Genomic DNA, 23,715 nt, shown 5'->3' on the forward strand with positions numbered 1-23,715 from the left:
TCGATTCCTTCACAAGTGTCTAAGAATCGGGGGTGATATGATGAAATGGTGTGTTCTTTTGTTCTTGGTCGTGCCGTTCTTTGCTCTGGGGGTACCACTGATCATCCCGATAGATTTCCCGGAAGATGAATCACTCTTTCAGAGTTTTGGTACGAGAAGCGCAAACATTCAGATCGCAAATCTTACCGTCAACAATGCAGCTCCATATGTCCTTGTCTTAAAGGGTTGGGTTTTCCTGCCAGCGAAAGGTAGGAAGCTATCAGAAGCTGAATTAAAGATATCGGGAGATGATTTCGTTTACACGAAGAAAATTCTTGTCGAACGAAAAGGTTCTTACTTTGAAGTCTCTCCACAGCTCCTGATACTACCAGGATCTGTTGATAGAATCGAGCTTTTCGGTGTGGAGATCGAGATGGTAGAGCTGGTAGGAGTCTCACTGCCATATGAGATTGTAAACTTACCCCACGGTGTGAAAGAAGCGGGGATATTTGCTGGTGTTTATTCAAAAGGCGTATTTCAGTTGACAGACAAGCCATCCGGAGCGCTTTATCTCGTGATCTCAGCCGGAGAGAGGTCCACCGGGGGATATTCACTTGAGGTGAAGAAATTAAAGCGGTTCGGCGAGAAAATTGTGGTGGAAGCAACGCTGACTACCCCGTCAAAAGGTGCTTTCGTAACGCAGGTGATTACCTTTCCTTCGATCGTTATTAGAGTAATGGATTTACAACCTGGGAAATACGAACTTGAGCTGATTTTGACTACCAGCGATAACGGTATTCTAACAAAAAATTACTTTCAACGGACTATAAGACTTGAATGAAATCAAGAAGTTATAGCGTTATTAGAAAATTTTTCTTCTTTTAAGAATTTTTTCAACAGCGGATGCGTCTGCAGGTTTATAGAAGTAATAACCCTGTGCATAATCACAACCAAGACCGGCAAGGAACAGCCTGTGGAAATCTACCTCTACACCTTCGGCCACCACAGAGAAACCGAGACTGTTTGCGAGGGTGATGATCGACTTTATAATGCTGATACTCTTTGGTGTGATGTTGGACTCTCTGGTAAGGTCCTTAATGAACGATCTGTCTATTTTTAAAAGGTTGACGGGCATGAACCTGAGGTAGCTGAGGGAAGAATATCCTGTTCCGAAGTCGTCGATCGCAATAAGCACTCCCATTTTTCTCAACTGCTCAATTTTCTTTCTGCCACCTTCAGGGTCTGTCATAAGGGCACTCTCCGTGACTTCGATACCCAGCAGGTTCTTCGGTAGATTGTACTTTTCAAGTGTCTCTCTAACCTGTGAAATAATATCTTCTCTCTGAAGCTCTTTGGCAGAAAGGTTCACGAACACTGGTATCTGTATCTTTCTTTCGAACCATTTTTTAGCCTGCTCGCTAGCCATGTTGAGTACTTTCCTACCGAGCTCGTGGATAAGACCTGATTCTTCAGCAACCGGCACAAAAAGATCCGGTTTAATGTATCCAGCTTCTGGGTGAATCCAACGTGCGAGAGCTTCGACGGAAGAGATCTTTCCAGTATTAAGGTCTATTATAGGCTGGTAGTGCAAAGTTAGTCCCTTATCTTCTTTTAATGCTCTGAGCAGTTCCTGTTCGATGAAGACCCTTCTGCTTAAATCTAAACTGAGTGTTTTGTCGAAAAAGAGGATGTCTTTTTCTTCCTTTTCAGCTGTGTGGATTGCGATTTCAGCATTCTGTATTAATTCAGCAAATGATGTTCCGTCTTCCGGGTACATAACAATACTCATCACAGGTCGGATGGTCATTCCGGTCTTCATTATTCTGAAAGGCTCAGAAAATGCACGCCTGATCTTATTAGAAAACTTCATGGCGGATTTTCTGTCTCCTATAGGAAGCATCAGTACGAATTTTGCTCCTTCCAGTCGGCAGATCTGCTTTTTATTCCCTAATATGTTTACCAACTTTTCAGCTATATCTACCAAAACTGCATCACCAAACATGTGCCCCATGACCTCGTTTATCTGCCTGAACTTACTGATAGAGAGATATATAAAGGCAAAGTGTTCATGGGAGAACTTCAGTCTTTCAAAACGCTCTTCCAGATATCTCCTGTTGGGCAATTTCGTCAAAGAGTCGTGGGTGGCCAGATACTTGTATTTTTTGTGTTCTTCCCTAAGGTTGCTCTCTAGTTGAAGTCTTTTGTAAATGATGGAAATCTGTGATGCAATGAGCTCCAAAATTTTCCTGGATTCCTCATCGGGGGTTTCGTTTTTTTGTATACCCAGTGTAAGGCAGCCCACTTTATTGCCTTCGCTTTCAATGGGAACAAACATGGCTTTTTCGGCCAGCTTAATCCCCCTGTTTTCGATAACGGTTAGAAATTCACGGGGTAGGTATTCCTCAACTTCAGTAAATTCGATCACAGCGGGTCCAATATCACTATAAATGTTCAACAATTCCTGAGGTAACTTTAAACCTATTAATCTCTTGTTAGAGGTTGAAGCCACAATTTTTAATTTGCTTTCCCGTTTGAGCAAAAGGGTCGCTCTGCCGATCTCAGGGATAGCTTTGGACATCTTTTCCAGAAAACGTTGATAAGGGTTCGTCTCGACAGGAGAAGATAAGATATCGTTTGTACTTTCTGTGAGAACTTTCCTGAGCCTGTACAGTCTCGCGAGCTTTTGTTGTGCCCTTTTCTGTTCGGTGAAATCCCTCACCACCAGAAGAACCTTACGATTGTCTATGGGGCTAATTCGAGCCTCAAAGAACCCTTCCCCTGCAGGAGTGTCGAGCCAGTAATTAACCGTTTGAAGTTTTCCGGTTTCCAGGGCTTCAGCGATCGCTTTTTTCAAACTCTTAAGGCTTTCGGGAGAAAAGCCCGCGTCATCTATATTGCTCCCAATGATTTTGTCAGGAGAAACTGCGAGTTTTGAGCTGTCTTCGGCCTTGAAATCCAGATAAACCCCGTCTTTCGAGATGACAAACATCATATCTGGTAAAGCATTGAGCATGCTTTGGGTGTATCTATCTTTTAATTCCAGCTGTTTTTGGTTTTCTTTCAAAGAGGTGATATCCAAGGCAATGCCTATCAGCTTTAAGGAATTATTAGAAGAATCCCGTTCATCCACCCAGAGATAAACTTTTGACCATTTCCACGAGCTGTTGCAGGCCCTTACTCTAACTTCCAACGTCGTGTTGGGTTTGCCGTTACGGAGCTCTTCGAGAGCTTTGTTGATCAGAGGGACTTCTTTAGGGTGAATGAGTTTTAGAAGGGAGTTGAGATCCTCTGGGATTTCTTCGGGATCATAGCCATACTTTTTAAAGAATTCTGGTGTCATGGAAATCGAGCCGCTCGGTAAATCAAGCTCAAAAAGAGAAAGGTCCACCGCATCAAAAACAAACCGGCAATATCTTTCCGGGTTTTTCAACATATTCTTAAAATTAGAAAACCCGCTTTGCGTTGAAATCTTCTTTGGAGTGGAGCTTTGGGAAGGATTTCGCGAACTGTTCTCAATAAATCTGTTCTCCATACGCCTGCTTCTAGTTTAGGTTAAATTCAGTATATGAATTTTACAACACAAAATCCCTAGATTATCATCAGGCAGGCGATTGTTACACAAACGTACCATACGATTAATTTAAAATTAAGAACAAATCTTTTGATTTAATAAATATTTTATGACAATATACCCGATCTAATTTTTCTAAAGGTGGCCAGGGCAAAAAGTATAGAAGTGCCGATAATGAGTGATATGTCTTTAAGCATGTTAGACCAGGTTTGCAACTCCAGCAGCAGATTTTTCACCGAAACGAAGGTCCAGTATGTAGGAGCCCAATAGAGAAAGATGTGGCTCTTTTCGGGTAATGTCATTGCCAGGAATACAGGCAACACAAGCACGAAAAAGCTTATTTTCATGTTCGCGATTCCGTTCATTTGGTTAGTGCTGATGACTCCGATCCAGAATCCGAAGACAACCCCTATCACAGAGCCTGAGATAGTGATAACAAGGAGCATTAAAGGATTAAAGTTAGAAATGCCTAGTATCCATACCACTACAAAGGCATGAAAGATCGGTGCGAGAAAGCCAATCAGGCTTCTCCCGGTGATGAAATCGAAGGTCCTCATCGGCGTAACCCGCAGCGCTTTCAACGTCTCTTGTTCTTTCTCTTCTATAATGTTGAATCCAATGATCATGCCGCCAAAAAGGAATGAACCGAGTATGACCAGAACAAAGCCGTATAGGGAAAGAGGAGGAAGCTTTCTCCCAAGCTCGGATTCGCCAACAGTGAAAGAATCCCCTGATGGATTAAAGGATTGCACCAGTATTTCCGAAGCGAGGGAAAGAAGCTCTTTCGACTCATTTCCCTGGGCGATAAGTGTTATTTCCCCACTTTCCATGCGAATGCCGAGAAAATCGTCATACTCTTCAATGCGTTCTATGAGCTTTTCAGTATTATCGAAAAAGGTAATCGGGGCGAAAGTTTCGATTTTTTCTACAAGCGCTTTATTTATGGGCTTTACAGCGCCGAATTCTATGGACAGGTCTTTTACAGCGGGAATGAAAGCTCTGAGCAACAGCGCGAGCAATATGGGGGCTATTAAAATGAAAAGAAGCATGCCATCCCTGATACTGTTCTTCAAATCTCGCTCAAAGATTTTTATAAGCCTTTTCATGTGCTCACCCTCTCCTTGCGTTTTTTGTATAGAGCGCAGTTGCCAACCAGAGAGCCACTAACCCCGCGATCAGGGGATACAACATGGATTGCAGGTTCACTGGTCCAAAATACTCCGGGAAAGTTGCCGCTCTTAAAGCAAGCAAAATCGGGTATGTGGGTATTAACTTAAAAAACAGGGGCCTAAAAGAAGGAAAAAGATAGCTAACCATTGGAAAAGCAAAGAATAGCGCCACGGCTACCATAGGAAAAAGGGCTTGTGACATGTTGTCATAATAAGTAGCAAAAATCAGCGCAAAGGAAGTAGCAAAAAAGCTTCCAATAGCTATCACAAAAGTGAGAAACAGGTAGTCGGCGGTCATACCCACCACAAGGGGTGTGAGAATATATGTGAAAAGAAGCCCCAGGATCTCAAAGAGAATAACCTTTCCAAGGAGGTTTTCCAGTGCCCTTCCTGGGGTAACCATGTAAGCAGTCTGTGTCCTTTCTACTTTTTCGCTGATAGACATGGCAAAAACTAACACGGTTCCCAACAGCACTGCTTCCATCAAAAGTAATACCGGCAAAAACCACTTGTTCATTGGTACCTTTTCAGAAGATTCAGGCTTAAGGGTTTCTATGTTTATGGTTTTTTCTGTACCATTGCTAAATAGCTTTGAAAGGGCGAGTTTGGCGATTTCTCTCGTTCTTTCGCTTTCATATCCTTGAAAAACCAATTCGACACCCAGATTTTCAGATGCCCTGATTATCACGCCGATAATATTGAAGTCTTTCTCCATTTCCTTTTCCAGATTTTCCCTGCTTCCTACAATGATCAGATTTTCAGATTGCGGAATGGACATAGTACCAGCTTCATCATAAATAACCAGTTTAAGCTCTTCTTCTATGTTCTCTGGAATAACAAAACTTATAAGCAGAAAATAAGCAAAGGCAACCCCGATAACTATCAGAAAGAAGTAACTACGCCAGCCCAGTTTGATATCCTTAACCACATTTGCCAGAATTCGCCTGAACATTATACCAGCTCCCTGCCCGTAACCTTGATGAAAATATCTTCCAGGGATGCCTCCATGCTATGGATGGTTTCTAGTTTTCCAGAGCTTATAAGGGTGTTGAGTTTTTCAATGTCGGCGGTTTCGGTCATGGAAAGAAGTTCCCTTTTTATTTTGCCGTTGGATTTGTATTCTACCCTGACCAGTCTTTCGCCATAGCGGAGCTTCAGGTTTCGCGGGGTATCTATGAGAATGATTTTACCAGCGTTTATAAATGCGACTCTGTCGCAGAGCTCTTCTGCCACATGCATGTTGTGGGTGGCGAGGAAAATAGTGACTCCCTCTTCCTTTTTGTGTTTTATGAGTTCTTTTATTTGTGCAGCTGCGGTTGGATCAAGCCCTGAAACAGGTTCATCCAGAAACCAGATCATAGGACGGTTTATGAGAGACCTTACAAAGACCAGTCTCTGAAGCATACCCTTGGAGTATTCTTTTGCTTTCATGTTTGCTGCATCCTCAAGGCCAACAAGCCTGAGTAGTTCATAGGGGTCTTCTGTAGGCACATCGAACATGCTGGCAAAGAACTTCAGGTTTTCATATCCGGTTAGCTTCATATACACGTTGGGTTGTTCAAAGGAAACCCCTATCCTGTTGTAAAAGCTCTTGGAAACTTTCATTATGTCCTCTCCGGCGATGAAGACCTTCCCTTTTTGCAGTGGTAAAAGCCCTGTGAGGACCTTTTGAGTGGTGGATTTTCCCGCGCCGTTGGGACCAAGAAAGCCAAGAATTTCTCCTTCATTGATCTCAAAGCTTATGCCCTCTACCGCGTAGTTTTCATCATGGCTGTAAGAGTAATATAGACCTTCAACGCTGATCATTTGCCCCACATCCTTTCAAGCCATTTTCCAGTATGTTTATTACCTGAATGAATAACTCTTTCGACCTTTCCACGCTCAGGTCTCCGGATTTTTCATAGATGTAATCGCCCATCACCTGAAAGACAGCCATTATTATGCGAGCCAGAACCTCCGGTTCGAGTTCTGTCTTTAGTTCGCCTCTTTCGTAACTGCGAAGGATGAGCTCTTCCATGAAACTGTTACTTTCTGGGGCAAAATCGGCGAGGATTTCCTTCTTCAGTTCGGAATCGGCCATGAGTCTGTTCGCTATTGCCGTGTACTTTGGATTATCTTTTGCAAAAGCCACCGCTTCCCGGGCCATCGCTCTTAGTAGGTCAAATAGGCCGGTGCCATCGCTGAAAACCCCATGAAGTCTTTCAACCTTATCGGCGTAGATCAGTTGAATAAGGTAACGAAAAAGATCCCTTTTGTCTTCAAAATACTGATAAAAACTTCCTTTTGGGATACCTGTGGCCTTAACAAGTTGGTTTACACTGACAGCATGATAGGCTTTTGAGGAAAAAAGTTCTATGGCACCCTGAATGATCCTTTTGCGTTTATCTTCTGGTAGATTGAAAAAAGTATCTTTAGGCATTCTTCTACCTCCTATATGACCGTTTGGTCATATGACCATATGGTCATATCATACCACTGTTCAAATGAAATCTCGAACGGACTCAGATAAGGATGTTAGAAGTCTTAGTTGGATTGATCGTTTATGGATTTCTTTGTAAACCTAAAAAAGAACAACACGACAGCGGCTAAGAAGCCTGAATACGAGAAGTAGATATAGAGAGGCGAAAATTCCGTTGTGAAAGGAAGATACCCCATGAGAAGGGGGAAAAATACTATCTGCCAGGCAAATGCCCAGAAAACTGCCCTAATTTTATGCACAATCCCAATATAGAACATCAGATAGGTAAAGCAGAAGTAAAGCAGTGAGTCCAGAAAGAGATGTGCCAGAGCCCCAAAATGCTCCTTGAAGATTCCTCGAAGCTGGGTGTATGAAAAGGTAAGGTAAAATGTCAGCAAGATCATCAATGCAAAAGAGGGAAAGCGTTTAGAAGTTTTGAAAATATAATAACCCAGCAGCACTGTTCCAAGGCCGGTGAGATTCGAGAAAATATCCAATCGATCGTAAACCCTGTACTTCAAAAACCCCTGCAGTATCTCAAGAGCGAAGGTGGAAATAATTATCGCGATGCTAAAGAGTATGAATAACTTTCTGTTTCCGGATGTTTTCAAGAAAATCAGCAAGATCCCCCCGGATGCAAACATGACAAAATGAACAAGTTTATCCGAGTTTTGCCCGCTGGTCGAAATACCAAGAGGCACAAAATACAGAAATAGAAGAAACGCGAAATATACAGCAATTATCAGAATAGATATTTTCCGTGTCATATGTTTATTTTATCAGTTTTACAGCGCATATTTTCAACAATTATTACCAAAACTCTTCTGGTGATTCGCTCCTGTAGCTGATATACTCATAATGAGCGGCTATCATTTGAAATATTGAACAAAGGATGGTGTTCAAATGAACTACAAAGAGGAATATGTTGTTAAAAAGCTCGTCGATCTGGTGAGAATCCCCAGTCCCTCGGGTTTCACCGAAAAGGTAATAAAGTACATCAGCGATGAGCTTTCAAGACTGGGCTATGAGCCACAATTTACCAACAAAGGTGCGTGTTATGTCTGCATAGGCGGGAAAGGGGATCCGGTAACATTGGCAGCTCATGTCGATACACTGGGTGCAATGGTAAAGTCCCTGAAGGGAAACGGCAGGCTTGAGATAACTCCTATAGGGGGCTACATGATGAACAGCATCGAAGGCGAGAATTGCGAAATTCACACGAAGGCAGGCAAAATCTATACAGGTACCATTCAGACCATTGCACCTTCAGTACATGTCTTCGAAAACGCCAGAAAGCTGGAAAGAAAAGCATCCAATATGGAAGTTAGACTCGACGAAATCGTCAAGAGCAGGGAAGATCTCGAAAAACTCGGCATAGAAACCGGTGACTTTATCTCCTTTGATCCGAGAGTTGTTGTAACTGAGAGTGGGTTCGTCAAGAGCAGGCATCTCGATGACAAAGCCAGTGTCGCTATACTTCTTGCGGTGGCAAAAGATGTGAGTGAGGGAAAGCTAAAGCTGGCTAGAAAAACCTATCTCTTTTTCTCTAACTATGAAGAAGTTGGTCACGGTGCTTCCAGCGGTATCCCAAAAGATTCCATCGAAGTTATCTCTGTAGACATGGGTGCAGTAGGCGACACCCTCGGTACAGATGAATACGTCGTTTCCATCTGTGCGAAAGATTCTGGTGGACCTTACGACAGCAGACTCGTGCGCAAATTGGTGGAGAAGGCAAAAGAAGCCGATGTTGATTACTCAGTTGATATATATCCCTTCTATGGCTCGGATGTTGAAGCTTCATTGATAGCCGGTTACGACGTGGTTTTCGGACTAATTGGTCCCGGTGTGGAGGCCTCTCATGGATACGAAAGAACACACTATAAAGCTCTTGAAAACACTATAAAGCTGATAGAGGCGTACCTGAAAGACTGAGGAAAATTCAGATACAGACGGGGGATTTCCCCCGTTTTTTTCATTTAACCGGGATTATTTTGCTCTCAAACTAGATGATGCTCTTCCAGTGTCGATAGAACCATTTGTATTCAGCCTAAAGGGGTGGTATTATGTCAATATGTAACCGGTTCCATATATGAAGGTGATAACTTGAGGATAACGATAGCCAAAATAGCCGAACTGGCCGGTGTATCAAAAGCCACCGTTTCCAGGGTTTTGAACAACAGTGGATACGTTGCTGAAAAAACGCGCAGGAAAGTAATGAAAATAATTGAAGAGTTCAACTTCGTTCCGGATTCAAGAGCCGTGAACCTCAGCAAAAGCATGACGAGGACGATCGGCCTTGTGATTCCCACCACGTCAGGTCCTTTCTACATGGAAGTTATTCGCGGAATAGAAGATGTTCTAGCGGCAAATGGTTATTATATGCTGCTGATGACCTTTGAGGCTTCAAGAGACAAGAATGAGACGAGGAAAAAATACCGTTCCCTGCTGGATGAGAAGCGTGTCGATGGTCTTATTGTCTTCGACCCTGAAGCAGATGAAAGCTTTGTGCAAGAGATGGCGAATGCGAAAAAGCCCTGCGTGTATCTAGGTAGGGAATACCCAAAAGTCCCGATAGATACGGTTTCAGCCGACAATTTCACCGGCAGCCGCCTGATGATGTTACACCTTCTCGAACACCACGGATTTAGGAAGATAGCCTTTGTGAGAGGACCGCTGGATAGTTACCACGGTCTTGAAAGGCTTAAAGGGTACAGGAAAACATTGAGGGAGTTCGGAATTGGGTACGATGAGAATCTGGTGTTTTGCGGCAATTTCACCAGAGAAGGAGCCGAAAAAATTGCGAAGAAGATTTTCGCTGTTAACCCCGAAGCAATTTTTGCATCGAATGACGAAATGGCTCTCGGAATAATTCATAAAGCTAAACAATTAAAGATACCTCTTTCAAAAATACCTATTATTGTAGGTTTTGATGATGCCCCATGGGCGGAACACATAAATCCGGCTCTCACCACGGTTAAGCAACCCATGTATGATATAGGTAAAACTGCTGCAAGGATCATGATGGATAGGCTTTCCGGTGATAGGAGTAAGGTTCCGATGAAAGTGAAGCTCCACACCAGTATCGTTATAAGAGAGTCCTGTGGTTGTTTGAAGGCTGCTTTTGAATGAGTGTGGTTTTATGTAATGTGTGTAACCGGTTTCATATAAAAATGAATTTGCACAGGAGGCTTGGACATGTTCGATAATGGATACGGTTTTTTCTCAGATGATTATCGCGAATACATAATTAAAACACCGAAAACACCACGTCCATGGATCAACGTTATCTCCAATGGGGACTACGGCGTGGTTGTATCCAGCACGGGCTCTGGATACAGCTGGCGAACACACGCATCTTTGAATAGGATAACGCGCTGGAATCAGGACATCATAAAGGATGACTGGGGGAAATATATATATATCCGTGATGCCAGTACAGGGTTTTTCTGGTCACCGACGTGGAAACCCGTATGCGCTGAACCACAGTCCTTTGAGCTTTCTCATGGCCTGGGATATTCGGAGTTCAGGACACAGTATTTCGACATCTTTTCCAGGTTGAGGATATTCGTTGCAAAGAATGATCCCGTAGAGATCTGGCAGCTCACACTGAAGAACAACAGCAACAAGGAAAGAAAACTCTCATTATTTACCTATCTTGAATGGAACCTTGGTGCTGCACCCGACTGGCACAGGGAGTTTCACAGGAGTTTCATCGAAACGGAGTATGTTGAGGATAAAAACTGCATTCTCGCGCGAAAGAGATTATGGGAGCTAGTAAACGAAAAAGGTCAGCACTGGAACAGAGACTGGGAATACACGGCCTTTTTCGCTTCGAACATTACACCTGTATCTGCAGAGGGATCTAAAGAACACTTTATCGGCATGTATGGTAACGTAACGAGTCCAAAAGCTGTAGTGGAAGGAAAGCTCTTCGGTGTATTTGGAAAATGGGAAGACCCTATCGCTTCACTTCAGCATGAAATCACCTTGAAGCCTGGCGAAGAAAAAACGCTAATATACCTTCTCGGAGCCGTAAAAACTGATGAGTCTCTTGAGGAAATTCTCAGGATCTATTCTTCCAAGACGAGAGCTGAAGAGGAACTTGAGAGCGTCAAAACGTACTGGTCAAAGCTTCTGGACAGGTTCAGCGTTGAAACACCGGATAAAGCTTTCGATATTATGAACAACGTCTGGTTGAAATATCAAGCAATCTCCGGAAGGCTTTGGGGAAGAACTGCATATTATCAGACCGGTGGAGCGTATGGTTTCAGAGACCAGCTTCAGGATAGTCAGATCTTTCTGTACCTTGATCCCGAACAGACAAAAAAGCAGATAAAGCTCCATGCGGCTCATCAATTTTCCTCGGGTATCGTCTACCACTGGTGGCACCCCCTGAGCGAAGAAGGAAATGTTTCCGGTTATTCCGATGATCTCCTCTGGCTTCCCTTTGTGACCGTTAGATATCTCAAAGAGACTGGAGATATTGCCTTTTTAAAAGAAAAGGTGCGCTTCTGTGATGGAGGCGAAGGAAGTATCTATGAGCACTGCGTAAGAGCAATAGACAATATACTTGGACGTTTCGGGAGTCACGGGCTCCCCCTCATAGGCACTGGCGACTGGAACGACGGCATGAATGCGGTTGGAACCGGGGAAAAAGGTGAAAGCGTCTGGGTGGGACACTTTCTATACGGTATACTGAAAGAATTTGAAGTGGTCTGTGAGCTTGCAGGGGATGCTGAAAGAAAGGAAGAATACAAAATTCGTGCGTTTGAACTTAAAGAGGCAATAAACAGGCATGGTTGGGATGGAAAGTGGTATCTCAGGGCGTATAAAGACAGTGGAGAGCCAGTAGGAAGCTCGCAAAACCAGGAAGGGAAAATCTATTTGAACGCGCAGACATGGGCAATATTAAATGACACAGCTTCTGATGATAGAAAAAGACTTGCCTATGAGTCTGCAAAGAAATATCTCTTTAGAGAATACGGTCCTATTCTCTTTCATCCAGCGTATTCTATCCCCGATCCAGAAATTGGCTACTTGACCAGATATGCTCCAGGTATGCGTGAAAATGGTGGGCTTTACACCCATGCCGGTACCTGGGCAGTGCTTGCCGCTGCCAGAATGAATGATCCAAATACGTATAGCATCTACCGTAGCTTCATGCCAGTGTATAGAGGAATGGAACCTGACAAATATTTGGTCGAGCCATATGTGACTCCGGGCAACGTTGATGGCCCTGATTCTCCCTATTTTGGAAGAGGAGGCTGGAGCTGGTACACGGGTTCAGCAGCGTGGTATTTCATAGCTGGGGTCGAAGGAGTGCTGGGCATTCTGCCCACCTGGGAAGGGTTAAAACTTGACCCCAAGATTCCCGAAGACTGGGATCAAGTATCCGTAAAACGTCTGTTCAGAGGAGTTGAATACAGGATTGTTATCAAACGCACCGGGCGTAAGGAGATCATTATCTCGGGAGAGAAAATAGATGGGGACGTTGTTCCACCTTTCAAAGATAGAAAAAGTGTGGACGTAGAGGTCCATATTTGAAAAGGAGGGGTACGTATGAAGTATCTGAAGTTAAATCTCTTTCTTTTTCTGTTGCTGACTTTGTCGGTCTTTGGAGCAATGGAGGTAGTTGAGCCCTTTGATTCAACGGCAGCTCTCAGCAACGATAACACCGGGGCCCTTTTCCTTCAAAGCAGCAACCTCGCTGTAATCGGTAAGTACTCAGTAAAGGTTCTTCCGAGCGGAGAGGCACCTGAGACCAAGATCGCGATTACTCTAGAAGGGGATCCTCTTTCAAAGCTCGCAGGCAAAGATATACTAAAGTTGTCTGTCTTTGTATCTCCAGGCGCCGAAACAAAGCCAAATAAGTTTTTCCTCGGCATGGCTGATGTTAAGGATGGCTGGGCATGGATTGATGGTGTGTTTGCAGAAACAGAAATAAAAGATGGCTGGAACACGGTGGTTTACCGGCTTAGCAAACCTATGCAGAATATCAAGCCAGACGGGAAATACACGCTGTATTTCTCTTTCTTCGAAGAGTCCGAAGGTACAAAAACACCTCTGGCTGACGCTTTCTATGTAGATGCCCTTGTCGCCGACAGCACCGAAGAACTCACAGAGCGTGTTTATATCTGGGGAATGGACACAGAGGAAGAAATATCTGGTTTCAGCAACGATAACACCGGAGCAGTGTTTAGCCTGTCGAAAAAATACATCGCGCAGGGTATTGCGTCAATGGAGGTTAAGCCTTCAGGAAAGGCCCCAGAAACAAAGGTGGCATTGCAAATCCCTGAAGAAAAGGTAGCAGATTGGATAGAAGCCGAAGGAATAACAATGAATCTCTTTGTCCCATATGGCAAGAAACCCTTCCCGACAAAATTCTTTATGGGTATTGCAGACCTCACAGAAGGCTGGAACTGGGTTGACGGCGTATTTTCTGTCGATACCGTTAGTCCTGGCTGGAACAGGATCACCTTTGAATTCACGGACAAAATGAGAGATCTAAAAACAAACGGAAAGTACATGGTATATCTCGCCTTCTTTACTGAAGACGAAAATGGCAAGGTTCCGCTTCAAATGCCTTTCTATGTTGACGGCCTTTATGTTGTGAGACCTACTTTAGGTGCAGAAGAAGTGGCAGAGAAAGCTGAAGTTGTAGAAAAGCCTGTTCTGACTGTCGAAACTCCGGAAGGGCTCTATATCTGGAGCATGGACACGGAGAAGGAAATCTCAACATTTAGCAACGACAATACAGGGGCAGTTTTTGAACTGGATACCGAAAACTTCATACAGGGAACGGCTTCTATGAAAGTTATTCCCTCAGGGAACGCCATAGAAACGAAGGTGGCGCTCAACATTCCTGAAGAAATGATAAAGGCCTGGGCAAATGCCGAAGAGATCGTTCTCAACCTTTATATTCCAGAGGGTACGAAGCTGCCACCATCTATGTTTTTTATGGGTATGGCAGACCTTAGTGACGGCTGGGCCTGGGTTGATGGTGTTTTCTCGGAAACAGAAATCGTTACAGGATGGAACCAGATTGTCTACGTCCTTTCGGATAACATGAAAAAGGTTAAAGAAGGCGGGAAATACACCATTTACCTCGCATTCGCCGCTTTTGATGAGACTAACAACAAAGTACCCTTGACGGAATCTTTCAACATTGACGGTTTGTTTATCAGGGTTGAAGAGCAAGTTGTTCGCGATTACATCTGGTCAATGGACACTCCCGAGGAAATCTCCGGTTTTGATAACGATAATACCGGTGCTACCCTTGAACTCTCGGATGAGTTCGTTGTTCAGGGAACCCATTCAATGAAAGTTGTCCCATCAGGTGAAGCACTCGAGACAAAAGTGGCCATGGACATTCCGCAGGACAAAATTGAATTGTGGAGCCGTAGCAACAAGATAACTATGAACCTTTATATTCCAGAAGGAACTGAGCTCATCCCCACCATGTTCTTCTTTGGAATGGCGGATCTGACGGAAGGTTGGGCTTGGGTTGGCGGTGTTTTTTCAAATGATGAGCCACAATATGGCTGGAATCAGATCAGTTTTGAACTCGCCGGTAGCATGAAAGAGATCAAGCCTGGCAACAAATACAAGGTTTATCTCGCCTTCGCGGGATTTGATGCTGAAAAGAACAAGATTCCCCTTACCGAACCCTTCTATATAGACGGCCTTTATGTAGAAACAACAAAGGTGATCACTTTCGAAGATAGGTTAAAAATGGCCGATTCGGCAATTGTTAAAGAAGTCAATGATCTGCTGGACCTCGATGATGACGACCTACTCGCTGCAGTCGAAAAAAAGGCTTTCTATTACTTCTGGAATGAAGCTAACCCAGAAAACGGACTTATAAGAGATAGAACGAGAAAAGACTCACCAGCAAGCATAGCGGCCGTTGGCTTCGGATTGACCGCGATACCCGTGGGAATTGAAAATGGCTGGATCAGCAGAGAAGAAGGATACGAAAGGGTGCTCACCACTTTAAAGACCTTTGCGGAAGGAAAGGTGGAGGGCAAGAACGGCTTCTTCTACCATTTTGTGGACATGAATACCGGAAAGAGGGCCTGGAATTGTGAACTGTCCTCGATTGATACAGCTCTCCTCATGGCCGGTGTACTGTTTGTTAAGGAATATTTTGCAGGTACAGAAGTTGCAGACCTGGCGGACCAGTTGTACAGAGCTGTGAACTGGCAATGGATGTTGACAGACGATGGGGTTCTCTCTATGGGTTGGAAACCTGAAGGAGGATTCCTGGGAGCCAGATGGGATTCCTTTAACGAAGGAATTCTCGCTTACATATTGGCGATCGGTTCTCCTACCTATCCCATCCCTGCAGAATCCTGGGATAAGATTTACCGTCCGATACACGACACGTACATATCGCTACCTCAGGAAACACTGTTTGTTTACCAGTACCCAAACGTCTGGGTGGACTTCAGGAATAAGGAAGACAAATATGCGAACTATTTTAACAACGCAGAAGTTGCCACCAGATATAACTGGCTCTTTACCTTCATGAAGAGATTCGATTACGAAACCTATGATATCGATGTTTGGGGATTAAGCGCCTGTGATGGCCCCAACGGTTACAAGGCTTATGGAGCGGCTGAAGATAATCATGATGGTACAATCGCCCCTTACGCTTCCATCGCATCCATTGTTTTCACACCAGACCTTTCTCTTTCGGCCATAAGGGGTATGCTTGAAAAATATGGTCCCATCATTTGGGGCAAATATGGTTTTGTTAGCGGCTTCAACGCCGACGCGAACTGGGTTTCTGAAGAGTTCGTAGGAATAGATGTTGGAGACATAGTGCTCATGATTGAAAATTATCGCAGTGAACTGATCTGGAAGTATTTCATGAAAAATGAATACATACAGAACTCGCTCAAGGCTCTTGGTTTTGTGGAAAAGGAAGCGGATTACGCGGTAACTCCGTGGTATCAGGAGGAATTCGAAAAGCTCATGCGCGCACCGGCGGAAAAAGTTGCTTATGCGATTAAGGCGGAGAAACCGGTGATAATAGATGGCGACCTCACCGAATGGGAAGACGTTCAGGGCTATGTCGTGAACGAAGAGATGAATGTTCCTGCTGGAGGTATAAAGAAGGTCGACAAGAGCAAGCAGATACTCCATAGCACCTTCTACGTGATGTGGGATGAGGAGAATCTGTATATGGCTGCGAAAGTGTACGATGAATATCTGGTGATCAATATAGAACCAACTGATTTAGGCGCTTTCTACCGGACAGACTCCGTTGAGTTCTACATCGATCCCTCGAGAGCCGGATCTGACGCTGGGATCATGAAACTCGCGATACTGCCCTTCGATACCGCTGGTAACCCCCAGATAGTCAGGCACGAAGACGCTAATCCCGGAAAGATCTCCGATGTCGCACCAGATATTAAAGTGGCTACAAAGAGAACTGATTACGGTTATGACCTCGAACTCATGGTACCGGTAAAATACCTGAATCTGAAACCGGCTCCGGATATGAGCATTGGGTTCTGCTACACTATCCACAATTCCAACAAGAAAGACGCGGGTTTAGGTGAATACGTGAGGGAAAACATCATTTCTTGGAATAACCTACCAGAGATATGGGCCAACCCCGAGGACTGGGGCACACTGACGCTCAAGTGAGGAGGTTGGAAACATGAAGAGGCTAATTACTATTTCTTTGCTGATCTTGTTTACTCTCTCGCTTTACGGTACAACACTCAAGATCTGGGCGATGGGTGAGGAAGCCAAGAAGTTACCACTTGTTATAGAGGACTTTGAAAAGGAAAACCCCGGTGTTACTGTGAAAGTGCAAGCTCTGCCCTGGAGTAGTGCTTTCGAAAAATTGCTCACTGGTGTTGCCGGGAGACAGTTACCTGATATAGCACAAATGGGAACCACATGGATGTCGAGTTTCAGCGCGATGGGAGCTTTTCAGGATCTGAGGAAGTACATCGCAAAGTCCGATGTGGTTTCAGAAGAAAAGTTCTTCCCTGGTTCCTGGGCAACCTGTGTCTACAGAGGAAAGGTTTATGGCATACCGTGGTATGTTGATACGAGAGTTCTGTTCTACAGGACTGATCTGCTTGCAGAAGTCGGATACAATGAAGCTCCAAAAAACTGGGACGAATTATATGATGCGGCAAAGAAGCTGGCACAGAGACCGGAGATGTACGGACTTACGCTTCAGACTAACGAAATACAAGAATTCATTCCCTTTGTATGGCAGAATAACGCCACAGTGATAGATGAAAATAACGAACTCAGAGTGAACGATCCGAAGTTCAAAGAAGCCCTCGATTTCTATGCACGTTTCTTTGAAGAGAATATAGTACCCAAAGCAGGTAGTGGGAATGTTTTTCAGGACTTTGCTACGGGGTTCGTTCCTATGTTCTTCACCGGTCCATGGATGGTTTCTATGATGCATGAACAAGTTCCTCAAATCGATGGGAAATGGGCCGTGGCGCTTATGCCTCAGAAAGTCACCAGAACTTCCTTCATGGGAGGTAGCGATTGGGTCATATTCAAAACATCGAAAAACAAAGACCTCGCCTGGAAATTCATTGAATTCATGTCTAGACCGGATGTGCAGTTTAAATGGTACCAGATTCTTAAATCTCTTCCAGCCGTCAAAGAGGTCTGGGAATATCCAGAGCTCAAAGACGACCCATTCACATCTGTTTTCGGTGAACAGCTGAAAGACGCGAGAGCGACACCGAACATCCCAGAATGGGAAAAGATAGAATCTATTGTTGAAAGAAAGCTTGAAGAAAGAGTTCTAGGAAAAATCACTACTGAAAAAGCTGTTGAAGATATGGTTAAGGAAATCTCAAAAATCCTCAAGTGATGTTTCACCGTCCCTCCGTTGGGAGGGACGGCTTATTTTGTCGGGAGAGGAGTTTGATATGAAAACGCGCTTGAGTGCTATTTTAATCTTCATAGGTCCTGCGCTGGCCATCATGACTATTTTTATACTCATTCCCATTGCACTGTCGCTGTTGATTTCGGTGACAGATTTCAATGTATACGCTATTTTTGATTGGAGAAACGCGAGCTTTATCGGGTTCCAGAATTTTGTAGATCTCTTTCTTGATTCCATTTTCTGGAAGGCCCTTTTCAATACCTTTTACGCTCTAGGAGTGGCCATGCCGCTAACGATAATCTTTTCTCTTCTCTTTGCATTGCTCCTGAACAGAGGAGCCACACACTTCAAAAGCTTTTTCCGATTGAGCCTGTACCTACCTTCGATAACCAATACAGTTGCGATCGCGGTGGTCTGGGCCTGGTTGCTCAATCCCAGATATGGTTTGCTGAACTGGTTTCTTGGTATTTTTGGTATTCCCGGACAGAACTGGTTATCCGATCCGAAATGGGCAATGCCATCCATAATCGCTCTCGTTGTGTGGAAGGCCATTGGTCCGAACATGTTGCTGTTTCTCGCAGGTCTTCAGAACATCCCGGATTTTCTCTATGAGGCGGCTGAACTCGATGGTGCGAATCGATGGAAACAGTTCTTGCATGTAACGCTACCATCTCTACGTCCGCAAATGCTCTTTGTGAGCGTGATGCTGGTTATTGGTTACTTGCAGTTGTTCGAAGAACCATATATGCTGACCAAAGGTGGTCCTTTGAACTCAACTATTTCGATAGTTCTCTATTTGTACAAACAGGGCTTTTACCAGTTTAACTTCGGTTACGCCTCTGCTGTAGCGGTAGTTTTATTCGGCATAATCCTGACACTTACAGCCATTCAAATGCGTCTCAGGAAGTATCAGGAATAAGGAGTTGAAATCATGAAAAGGAAAAAAATACCCTTAACAGAACAACTGGGTGTACATACAATCCTCTTCGCGGCCTTTCTGGTGATGGCCATTCCCTTCTTCTGGATGGTCTCTACTTCCTTCAAAAATCCAGATGAGATATACATTTTCCCACCGAGGTGGATTCCTCACAGGCCAACTTTGAGCAACTATATAGAACTCTTCGAAAGCGTAGATTTTGCCAGGCCGCTGCTAAACACGATTATCGTCGCCGTTGTTTCCACATTTCTCTCCGTGATGCTCTCTGCCATGGCGGGTTATGGGTTTGCCAAGTTCAGGTTCAGAGGTAAGGAGAAACTGTTCTTGATGGTGCTCGCTACCCTGATGGTTCCGGGGCAGATGACCCTCATTCCAGTCTATTTGATATTGAATTCTATGAACCTGCTAAACACTTACGCGGGTCTCATCCTGCCGGGAGTTGCCAGTGCTTTCGGCATATTCTTCATGCGACAGTTCATAATGAGCATACCGGATGAACTCATAGACGCGGCGAAGATAGACGGTGCCAAAGAATTTTTCATATTTCTGAAGATAATTCTCCCGCTTTCAAAGCCAGCTTTAGCGACACTGACCATATTCAACTTCGTTGGAGCGTGGAATTCTTTCCTTTGGCCATTGATAGTTGCGACTGACGAGAAGATGTATACCTTGCCGGTCGCCATTTCTGTCGTGCAGGGACAGTATGGAGAAAAAATAGCGCTGCAGATGTCTGGTTCGTTCATAGTAATCATTCCCATAATTATTGTGTTCCTCTTCGCACAGAAATACATTATAAAAGGTCTTTCGATGACAGGGATGAAATTCTGAGGAGGCTATATGCATGAAGGTGGCAACGAGTCTCAACGGCAAATGGGAAGCTTCACAAGATAAAATACACTGGTCAAAAATCAAAGTTCCTGCTAACTGGTATTTAGAGGGTCTCGAATATGCCGGTACGCTGATTTACAGGAATAATTTTTCCTTTGAGAAAGATGAACGGAAACACTACTACCTGAAATTTCATGGTGTCGACTATCGGGCAAGGGTATGGCTGAACGAAAGATATCTCGGTGAGCACGAAGGTTATTTCCAGAACTTTGTATTCCATATAACGGATTATTTACAGCGGGAGAATGAACTCATAGTCGAAGTGAATTCGCCGTTGGAAAAACCGGAAAATTGGCCTGAGCAGAAAGAGCTAATAAAGGGTGTGCTGGGACACCATGACTGTAGACCTGGTGGCGTTTCAGAACGCGGTCAAGAGCACAACACCGGTGGGATCTGGAACAGTGTTGAAATCCTTTCTTCAGGCGGAATGGCGTTTGGAACGATGAAAGTATCCTCTATTATTGGTGGGTCAAGAGCTACGCTGAATATTGAAAGTTCTATAAACAGTCATTTTGAGAAACCGGAATCAATATTGATCAGGTACACATTGAGTGGAGAAAACTTCGACTGTGAGTCCATTTCATCTGAACAGGTGATTGAACTGAAAAGCGGTGTGAATAGGGTAAACAAAGTGCTGTTTATAGAAAACCCAGAGCTCTGGTGGACCTGGGATCTGGGTTTCCCTGCACTGTACAAATTACGCATAGAGATTTTTCACAATGAAGAACTGCTTGATGAAATACAGGAAGTCATTGGAATAAGAGAACTCAAAACGGATGACAAAATATGGTATCTGAATGGCGAAAAGATATTCATTCGTGGCACAAACATTATACCAACACAGTGGCTTTCCGGTTACACGAATGAAGCCATTGAGAAAGATATGGAACTGTTAAAAGCGGCAAATGTTAATGCCGTCAGGGTCCATGCTCATGTCAACCGAAAAGAATTCTATGACGCCTGCGATAGGTACGGTATCCTCGTGTGGCAAGACTTCCCCCTTCAATGGCAGTATAAAACTTCTGAAAAATTTTACGCTAACGCTGTTAAACAGATAGGCGAAATGGTGGACCAGCTTTACAATCATCCTTCTATCGCTCTCTGGTGTTGTCACAACGAACCAGAGAAGGGCGGTTATGATCTTGACCGCCTTCTTGAACTCGAAGCGAAAAGGCACGACTCCACAAGGGGTATTGTTCCCTATTCCGGAGTGGACTCTCATCCCTATCCTGGCTGGTACTGTGGAGATCTGCGAGATTTCATCTCTTTACCCGGTGCGCCTTTTGTTACAGAATTTGGTGCCCAGGCGCTGCCTAATCTTGAGAGTATGAAGAAAACTTTCTCGAAGTCCGCGCTCTGGCCCCCGAAATATGAAGAGTGGAAATACCATAACTTCCAACCTGACCAGACTTTCAATGTCGCAGAAATCCTCACTGGAGATAACATTGAAACGTTCATTACAAATTCCCAGGAGTATCAGGCGAAATTACTTCGCTTTGCGATAGAGACTTACAGACGTGAGAAATTTTCGAAAGTAAATGGCCTATTCCAGTTTATGTTCGTAGATCCCTGGCCTTCCATAACATGGTCTGTTGTAGATTACTTTCGAGTTCCGAAAAGGGGCTATTATGCCCTTAAAGAAGCTTACCAACCGGTCTTTGCGAGTGTTTTTGTCAACAGAGAAAAGATTCAAAAAAGCGATCTGAAACACTTTCTTTTTCTTTGGATTAAGAGTTTGAAGATTATCAACGATACGCTGAACCGTTATGAAAAGGCTACCGTTGAGTTAATTCTCGAACAGACAAAAAGAGTGATAGCAAAGGTGCGATTTCATACAACGATCCCGCAGAACAGCAATATCAGTCCCTTTGAAAAAAGCGAAATGCCGAAAATTGAGTATTATGAAAAACCAACCTCCGGAGAGGCTGCGATTTCGCTAAAGGTGTTCGATGAAAGCGAAAATGAAATATGCAGAACAGTTTATAGAATCAAATTTATTTGAAATTAGAACCAAGAACTACTTATTTTCTATTCATCGCTTGAAGAATCATCGGATTCGTTCTTAAACAGAATTTCGTGATTTGCTTTCAATATCTGCTTTTTTCTATAAATCAAGCCTGTCAACGTTAACCCATCTATCAAATTGTGGATGATTATAGGATATAGAAGGCTGTGTGAGATTTGAAAGGTATATCCTAGAATGAAAGAAGCCAGGAGTCTCGGCAGAAAATCCCTGCGAAAGTTTCTGAAAGTTTCTGCCTTCATCAAAACATTGCCAAGGTGCACAAACACAAATACAAAGCTGGCTATTACTGTTGATACCTCAACCGTTAAAAAGCTCAGTTCCAAATGTTTGCTAAGGCTTCCCTGAAAGAAACCTCTGTATAGCAATTCCTCAACAATTCCGACGACCAGCCAGCTGTAAACCAGTTGAGGTACGGGTCTGCTGACGTTACCATATCTTATTCGCATAATCCACACTGCGGGGGCACGGAGGATACTGTAAAACGAAATCAGAGCCAGAGGAATTGACAATCCGACAAAGGATATTCCCCATGCAAAGTTCCCAATTGTCATTCCGAGTTCCTGAGGAGAGAGTCCTATAACTGCGGCGAAAAAAAGGGTTAGAGAAATATTTAGAGGAGACAGAACAAGTAACAGCGTAAATCCTCTAAAAGTAGTCTTCCGCTCCAGTATTTTTCCAACAAAAACCATAATGTATATATGAAATATGAGAAAAGCAAGAGACAGATAAGGCACATTTACTCCCTCCTTCTCAAGGATAGCACGGGAAAACTTACCCGCGACGATATGATAAAATACTCAAGAAAGGTCAAAATAGTTGGAGGTGCTTGAATGCGTATCTTGAGCGGAATGAGATCAACAGGAAAGCCTCATCTCGGCCACCTCATCACCCTTGACAAATGGGTAGAACTTCAGGAGCAGGGTAATCAATGCTATTATTTCGTTGCAGATTGGCACGCCTTGACATCTCATATAGACAGCACAGAGGGCTTCAGAGAATGGACGATAGAAATAATAAAGACCTATATAGCCGCAGGCCTTGACCCTGAAAGGTCTGTGCTTTTCATACAATCGGCGATCAAAGAACACGCCGAGCTCTTCCTGATATTCTCCATGCTTGTTCCAGTTCCGAGACTCGAAAGGATGCCGACATACAAAGAGCAAAGAGAACAGATTACAGACAGAGACCTTTCAAGCGCAGGTTTCTTGTTGTATCCAGTTCTTCAAGCTGCTGATGTACTTATATACCTCGCGGATGGTGTTCCCGTTGGAGAAGACCAGGTCTACCATATCGAACTCACGCGTGAAATCGCTCGCAAATTCAATAACCTTTTTGGTGAGGTTTTCCCCGAGCCAAAACCTATTCTATCGAAAGTCACAAAACTGCCAGGTACAGATGGTAGGAAGATGTCAAAGAGCTACAATAACTTCATTCTCATAGACAATGACGATAAAAGTCTCTGGAAGAAGATAGCACCTATGATGACCGACCCCGCGCGCAAACGCAGAACGGACCCGGGCGATCCAAAGAAATGTCCCGTATGGCTCTACCACAAAGCCTTTACCCACTCCGAAGACGAATTGAATTGGGTAATGGAGGGTTGCAAGACTGCTGGTATCGGTTGTCTGGATTGCAAGAGAGTACTCCACAAGAATCTTGTTAATAGATTGCAGCCTGTATGGGAAAAATTGAGAGAATTCGATGAGCACCCAAATATCATTATGGATATCATCGAGGAAGGGAACAGAAAAGCGAGAGAAAGTGCCAGGGAGACGATGGAAAAGGTCAGAGACGCTATGAAAGTGAGCTGGTGA

The 23,715-nt window shown here is 44.0% G+C and carries 17 protein-coding genes; 10 read left to right on the forward strand and 7 right to left on the reverse strand.

Features of this window, described 5'->3' with window-relative positions; translation table 11 throughout:
* The first annotated feature begins 40 nt into the window (after window positions 1-40).
* Window positions 41-820, forward strand: coding sequence for a protease complex subunit PrcB family protein (locus IX53_RS08110; protein ID WP_047754917.1), 780 nt, complete (start codon window positions 41-43; stop codon window positions 818-820).
* Between the two features lie 21 nt (window positions 821-841).
* On the opposite strand, the gene IX53_RS10645 is transcribed toward IX53_RS08110, so the two are convergent.
* The 6 genes from IX53_RS10645 to IX53_RS08140 form a co-directional block, all read right to left on the reverse strand.
* Window positions 842-3,367, reverse strand: a complete 2,526-nt coding sequence (locus IX53_RS10645; protein WP_169746212.1) for a bifunctional diguanylate cyclase/phosphodiesterase — start codon at window positions 3,365-3,367, stop codon at window positions 842-844.
* Window positions 3,368-3,657: 290 nt separating this feature from the next.
* Window positions 3,658-4,656, reverse strand: a complete 999-nt coding sequence (locus tag IX53_RS08120; RefSeq protein WP_047754918.1) for an ABC transporter permease — start codon at window positions 4,654-4,656, stop codon at window positions 3,658-3,660.
* Window positions 4,657-4,660: 4 nt separating this feature from the next.
* Complete coding sequence (locus IX53_RS08125) at window positions 4,661-5,671, reverse strand: ABC transporter permease (RefSeq protein ID WP_047754919.1); 1,011 nt, start codon at window positions 5,669-5,671, stop codon at window positions 4,661-4,663.
* Window positions 5,671-6,525, reverse strand: coding sequence for an ABC transporter ATP-binding protein (locus IX53_RS08130; protein ID WP_047754920.1), 855 nt, complete (start codon window positions 6,523-6,525; stop codon window positions 5,671-5,673). Before IX53_RS08130 ends, IX53_RS08125 begins: the two co-directional genes overlap by 1 nt.
* Entirely contained in the window at window positions 6,512-7,138 is a 627-nt protein-coding gene (locus IX53_RS08135) for a TetR/AcrR family transcriptional regulator (protein ID WP_047754921.1), read from the reverse strand. Before IX53_RS08135 ends, IX53_RS08130 begins: the two co-directional genes overlap by 14 nt.
* A gap of 104 nt (window positions 7,139-7,242) precedes the next feature.
* Complete coding sequence (locus tag IX53_RS08140; protein ID WP_218916061.1) at window positions 7,243-7,821, reverse strand: MATE family efflux transporter; 579 nt, start codon at window positions 7,819-7,821, stop codon at window positions 7,243-7,245.
* A 259-nt stretch (window positions 7,822-8,080) separates the two neighbouring features.
* On the opposite strand from IX53_RS08140, the gene IX53_RS08145 reads away from it, so the two are divergent.
* From IX53_RS08145 to IX53_RS08180, 8 genes are all read left to right on the forward strand, one after another.
* Window positions 8,081-9,109 carry a M42 family metallopeptidase gene (locus tag IX53_RS08145; protein WP_047754923.1) on the forward strand — a complete coding sequence of 343 codons (1,029 nt, stop codon included), beginning with the start codon at window positions 8,081-8,083 and terminating at the stop codon, window positions 9,107-9,109.
* A gap of 171 nt (window positions 9,110-9,280) precedes the next feature.
* Window positions 9,281-10,306, forward strand: coding sequence for a LacI family DNA-binding transcriptional regulator (locus IX53_RS08150; protein ID WP_053001263.1), 1,026 nt, complete (start codon window positions 9,281-9,283; stop codon window positions 10,304-10,306).
* A gap of 66 nt (window positions 10,307-10,372) precedes the next feature.
* The gene (locus tag IX53_RS08155) at window positions 10,373-12,721 is read left to right on the forward strand and encodes a glycoside hydrolase family 94 protein (RefSeq protein WP_047754924.1); all 2,349 of its coding nucleotides are present in this window, start codon (window positions 10,373-10,375) and stop codon (window positions 12,719-12,721) included.
* A 15-nt stretch (window positions 12,722-12,736) separates the two neighbouring features.
* Window positions 12,737-16,831, forward strand: coding sequence for a glucoamylase family protein (locus IX53_RS10650; RefSeq protein ID WP_053001264.1), 4,095 nt, complete (start codon window positions 12,737-12,739; stop codon window positions 16,829-16,831).
* Between the two features lie 13 nt (window positions 16,832-16,844).
* On the forward strand, window positions 16,845-18,035 hold the full coding sequence (locus tag IX53_RS08165) for a sugar ABC transporter substrate-binding protein (RefSeq protein WP_047754925.1): 1,191 nt from the start codon (window positions 16,845-16,847) through the stop codon (window positions 18,033-18,035).
* A gap of 58 nt (window positions 18,036-18,093) precedes the next feature.
* Window positions 18,094-18,969 carry a carbohydrate ABC transporter permease gene (locus IX53_RS08170; RefSeq protein ID WP_047755567.1) on the forward strand — a complete coding sequence of 292 codons (876 nt, stop codon included), beginning with the start codon at window positions 18,094-18,096 and terminating at the stop codon, window positions 18,967-18,969.
* Window positions 18,970-18,981: 12 nt separating this feature from the next.
* A complete protein-coding gene (locus tag IX53_RS08175) occupies window positions 18,982-19,815 on the forward strand; it encodes a carbohydrate ABC transporter permease (protein WP_053001265.1) in 834 nt (277 codons plus the stop codon).
* 13 nt (window positions 19,816-19,828) lie between these two features.
* Complete coding sequence (locus IX53_RS08180) at window positions 19,829-21,877, forward strand: glycoside hydrolase family 2 protein (protein ID WP_047754926.1); 2,049 nt, start codon at window positions 19,829-19,831, stop codon at window positions 21,875-21,877.
* 26 nt (window positions 21,878-21,903) lie between these two features.
* Here the strand turns inward: IX53_RS08180 and IX53_RS08185 are convergent, their stop codons facing one another.
* Complete coding sequence (locus tag IX53_RS08185; protein ID WP_047754927.1) at window positions 21,904-22,635, reverse strand: CPBP family intramembrane glutamic endopeptidase; 732 nt, start codon at window positions 22,633-22,635, stop codon at window positions 21,904-21,906.
* Window positions 22,636-22,731: 96 nt separating this feature from the next.
* On the opposite strand from IX53_RS08185, the gene trpS reads away from it, so the two are divergent.
* Window positions 22,732-23,715 (forward strand): tryptophan--tRNA ligase, encoded by a 984-nt coding sequence (gene trpS / locus IX53_RS08190; RefSeq protein ID WP_047754928.1) that lies wholly within the window; start codon window positions 22,732-22,734, stop codon window positions 23,713-23,715.

This window comes from Kosmotoga pacifica, from assembly GCF_001027025.1.
GTDB classification, from domain to species: domain Bacteria; phylum Thermotogota; class Thermotogae; order Petrotogales; family Kosmotogaceae; genus Kosmotoga_B; species Kosmotoga_B pacifica.

Bases quoted from the DNA above. Each gene is read 5' to 3' on its own strand.
- IX53_RS08110 (WP_047754917.1), top strand. From the start codon at position 41: ATGAAATGGTGTGTTCTTTTGTTCTTGGTCGTGCCGTTCTTTGCTCTG.
- IX53_RS08120 (WP_047754918.1), bottom strand. From the start codon at position 4,656: ATGAAAAGGCTTATAAAAATCTTTGAGCGAGATTTGAAGAACAGTATC.
- IX53_RS08125 (WP_047754919.1), bottom strand. From the start codon at position 5,671: ATGTTCAGGCGAATTCTGGCAAATGTGGTTAAGGATATCAAACTGGGC.
- IX53_RS08130 (WP_047754920.1), bottom strand. From the start codon at position 6,525: ATGATCAGCGTTGAAGGTCTATATTACTCTTACAGCCATGATGAAAAC.
- IX53_RS08135 (WP_047754921.1), bottom strand. From the start codon at position 7,138: ATGCCTAAAGATACTTTTTTCAATCTACCAGAAGATAAACGCAAAAGG.
- IX53_RS08140 (WP_218916061.1), bottom strand. From the start codon at position 7,821: ATGTTTGCATCCGGGGGGATCTTGCTGATTTTCTTGAAAACATCCGGA.
- IX53_RS08145 (WP_047754923.1), top strand. From the start codon at position 8,081: ATGAACTACAAAGAGGAATATGTTGTTAAAAAGCTCGTCGATCTGGTG.
- IX53_RS08155 (WP_047754924.1), top strand. From the start codon at position 10,373: ATGTTCGATAATGGATACGGTTTTTTCTCAGATGATTATCGCGAATAC.
- IX53_RS10650 (WP_053001264.1), top strand. From the start codon at position 12,737: ATGAAGTATCTGAAGTTAAATCTCTTTCTTTTTCTGTTGCTGACTTTG.
- IX53_RS08165 (WP_047754925.1), top strand. From the start codon at position 16,845: ATGAAGAGGCTAATTACTATTTCTTTGCTGATCTTGTTTACTCTCTCG.
- IX53_RS08170 (WP_047755567.1), top strand. From the start codon at position 18,094: ATGAAAACGCGCTTGAGTGCTATTTTAATCTTCATAGGTCCTGCGCTG.
- IX53_RS08175 (WP_053001265.1), top strand. From the start codon at position 18,982: ATGAAAAGGAAAAAAATACCCTTAACAGAACAACTGGGTGTACATACA.
- IX53_RS08180 (WP_047754926.1), top strand. From the start codon at position 19,829: ATGAAGGTGGCAACGAGTCTCAACGGCAAATGGGAAGCTTCACAAGAT.
- trpS (WP_047754928.1), top strand. From the start codon at position 22,732: ATGCGTATCTTGAGCGGAATGAGATCAACAGGAAAGCCTCATCTCGGC.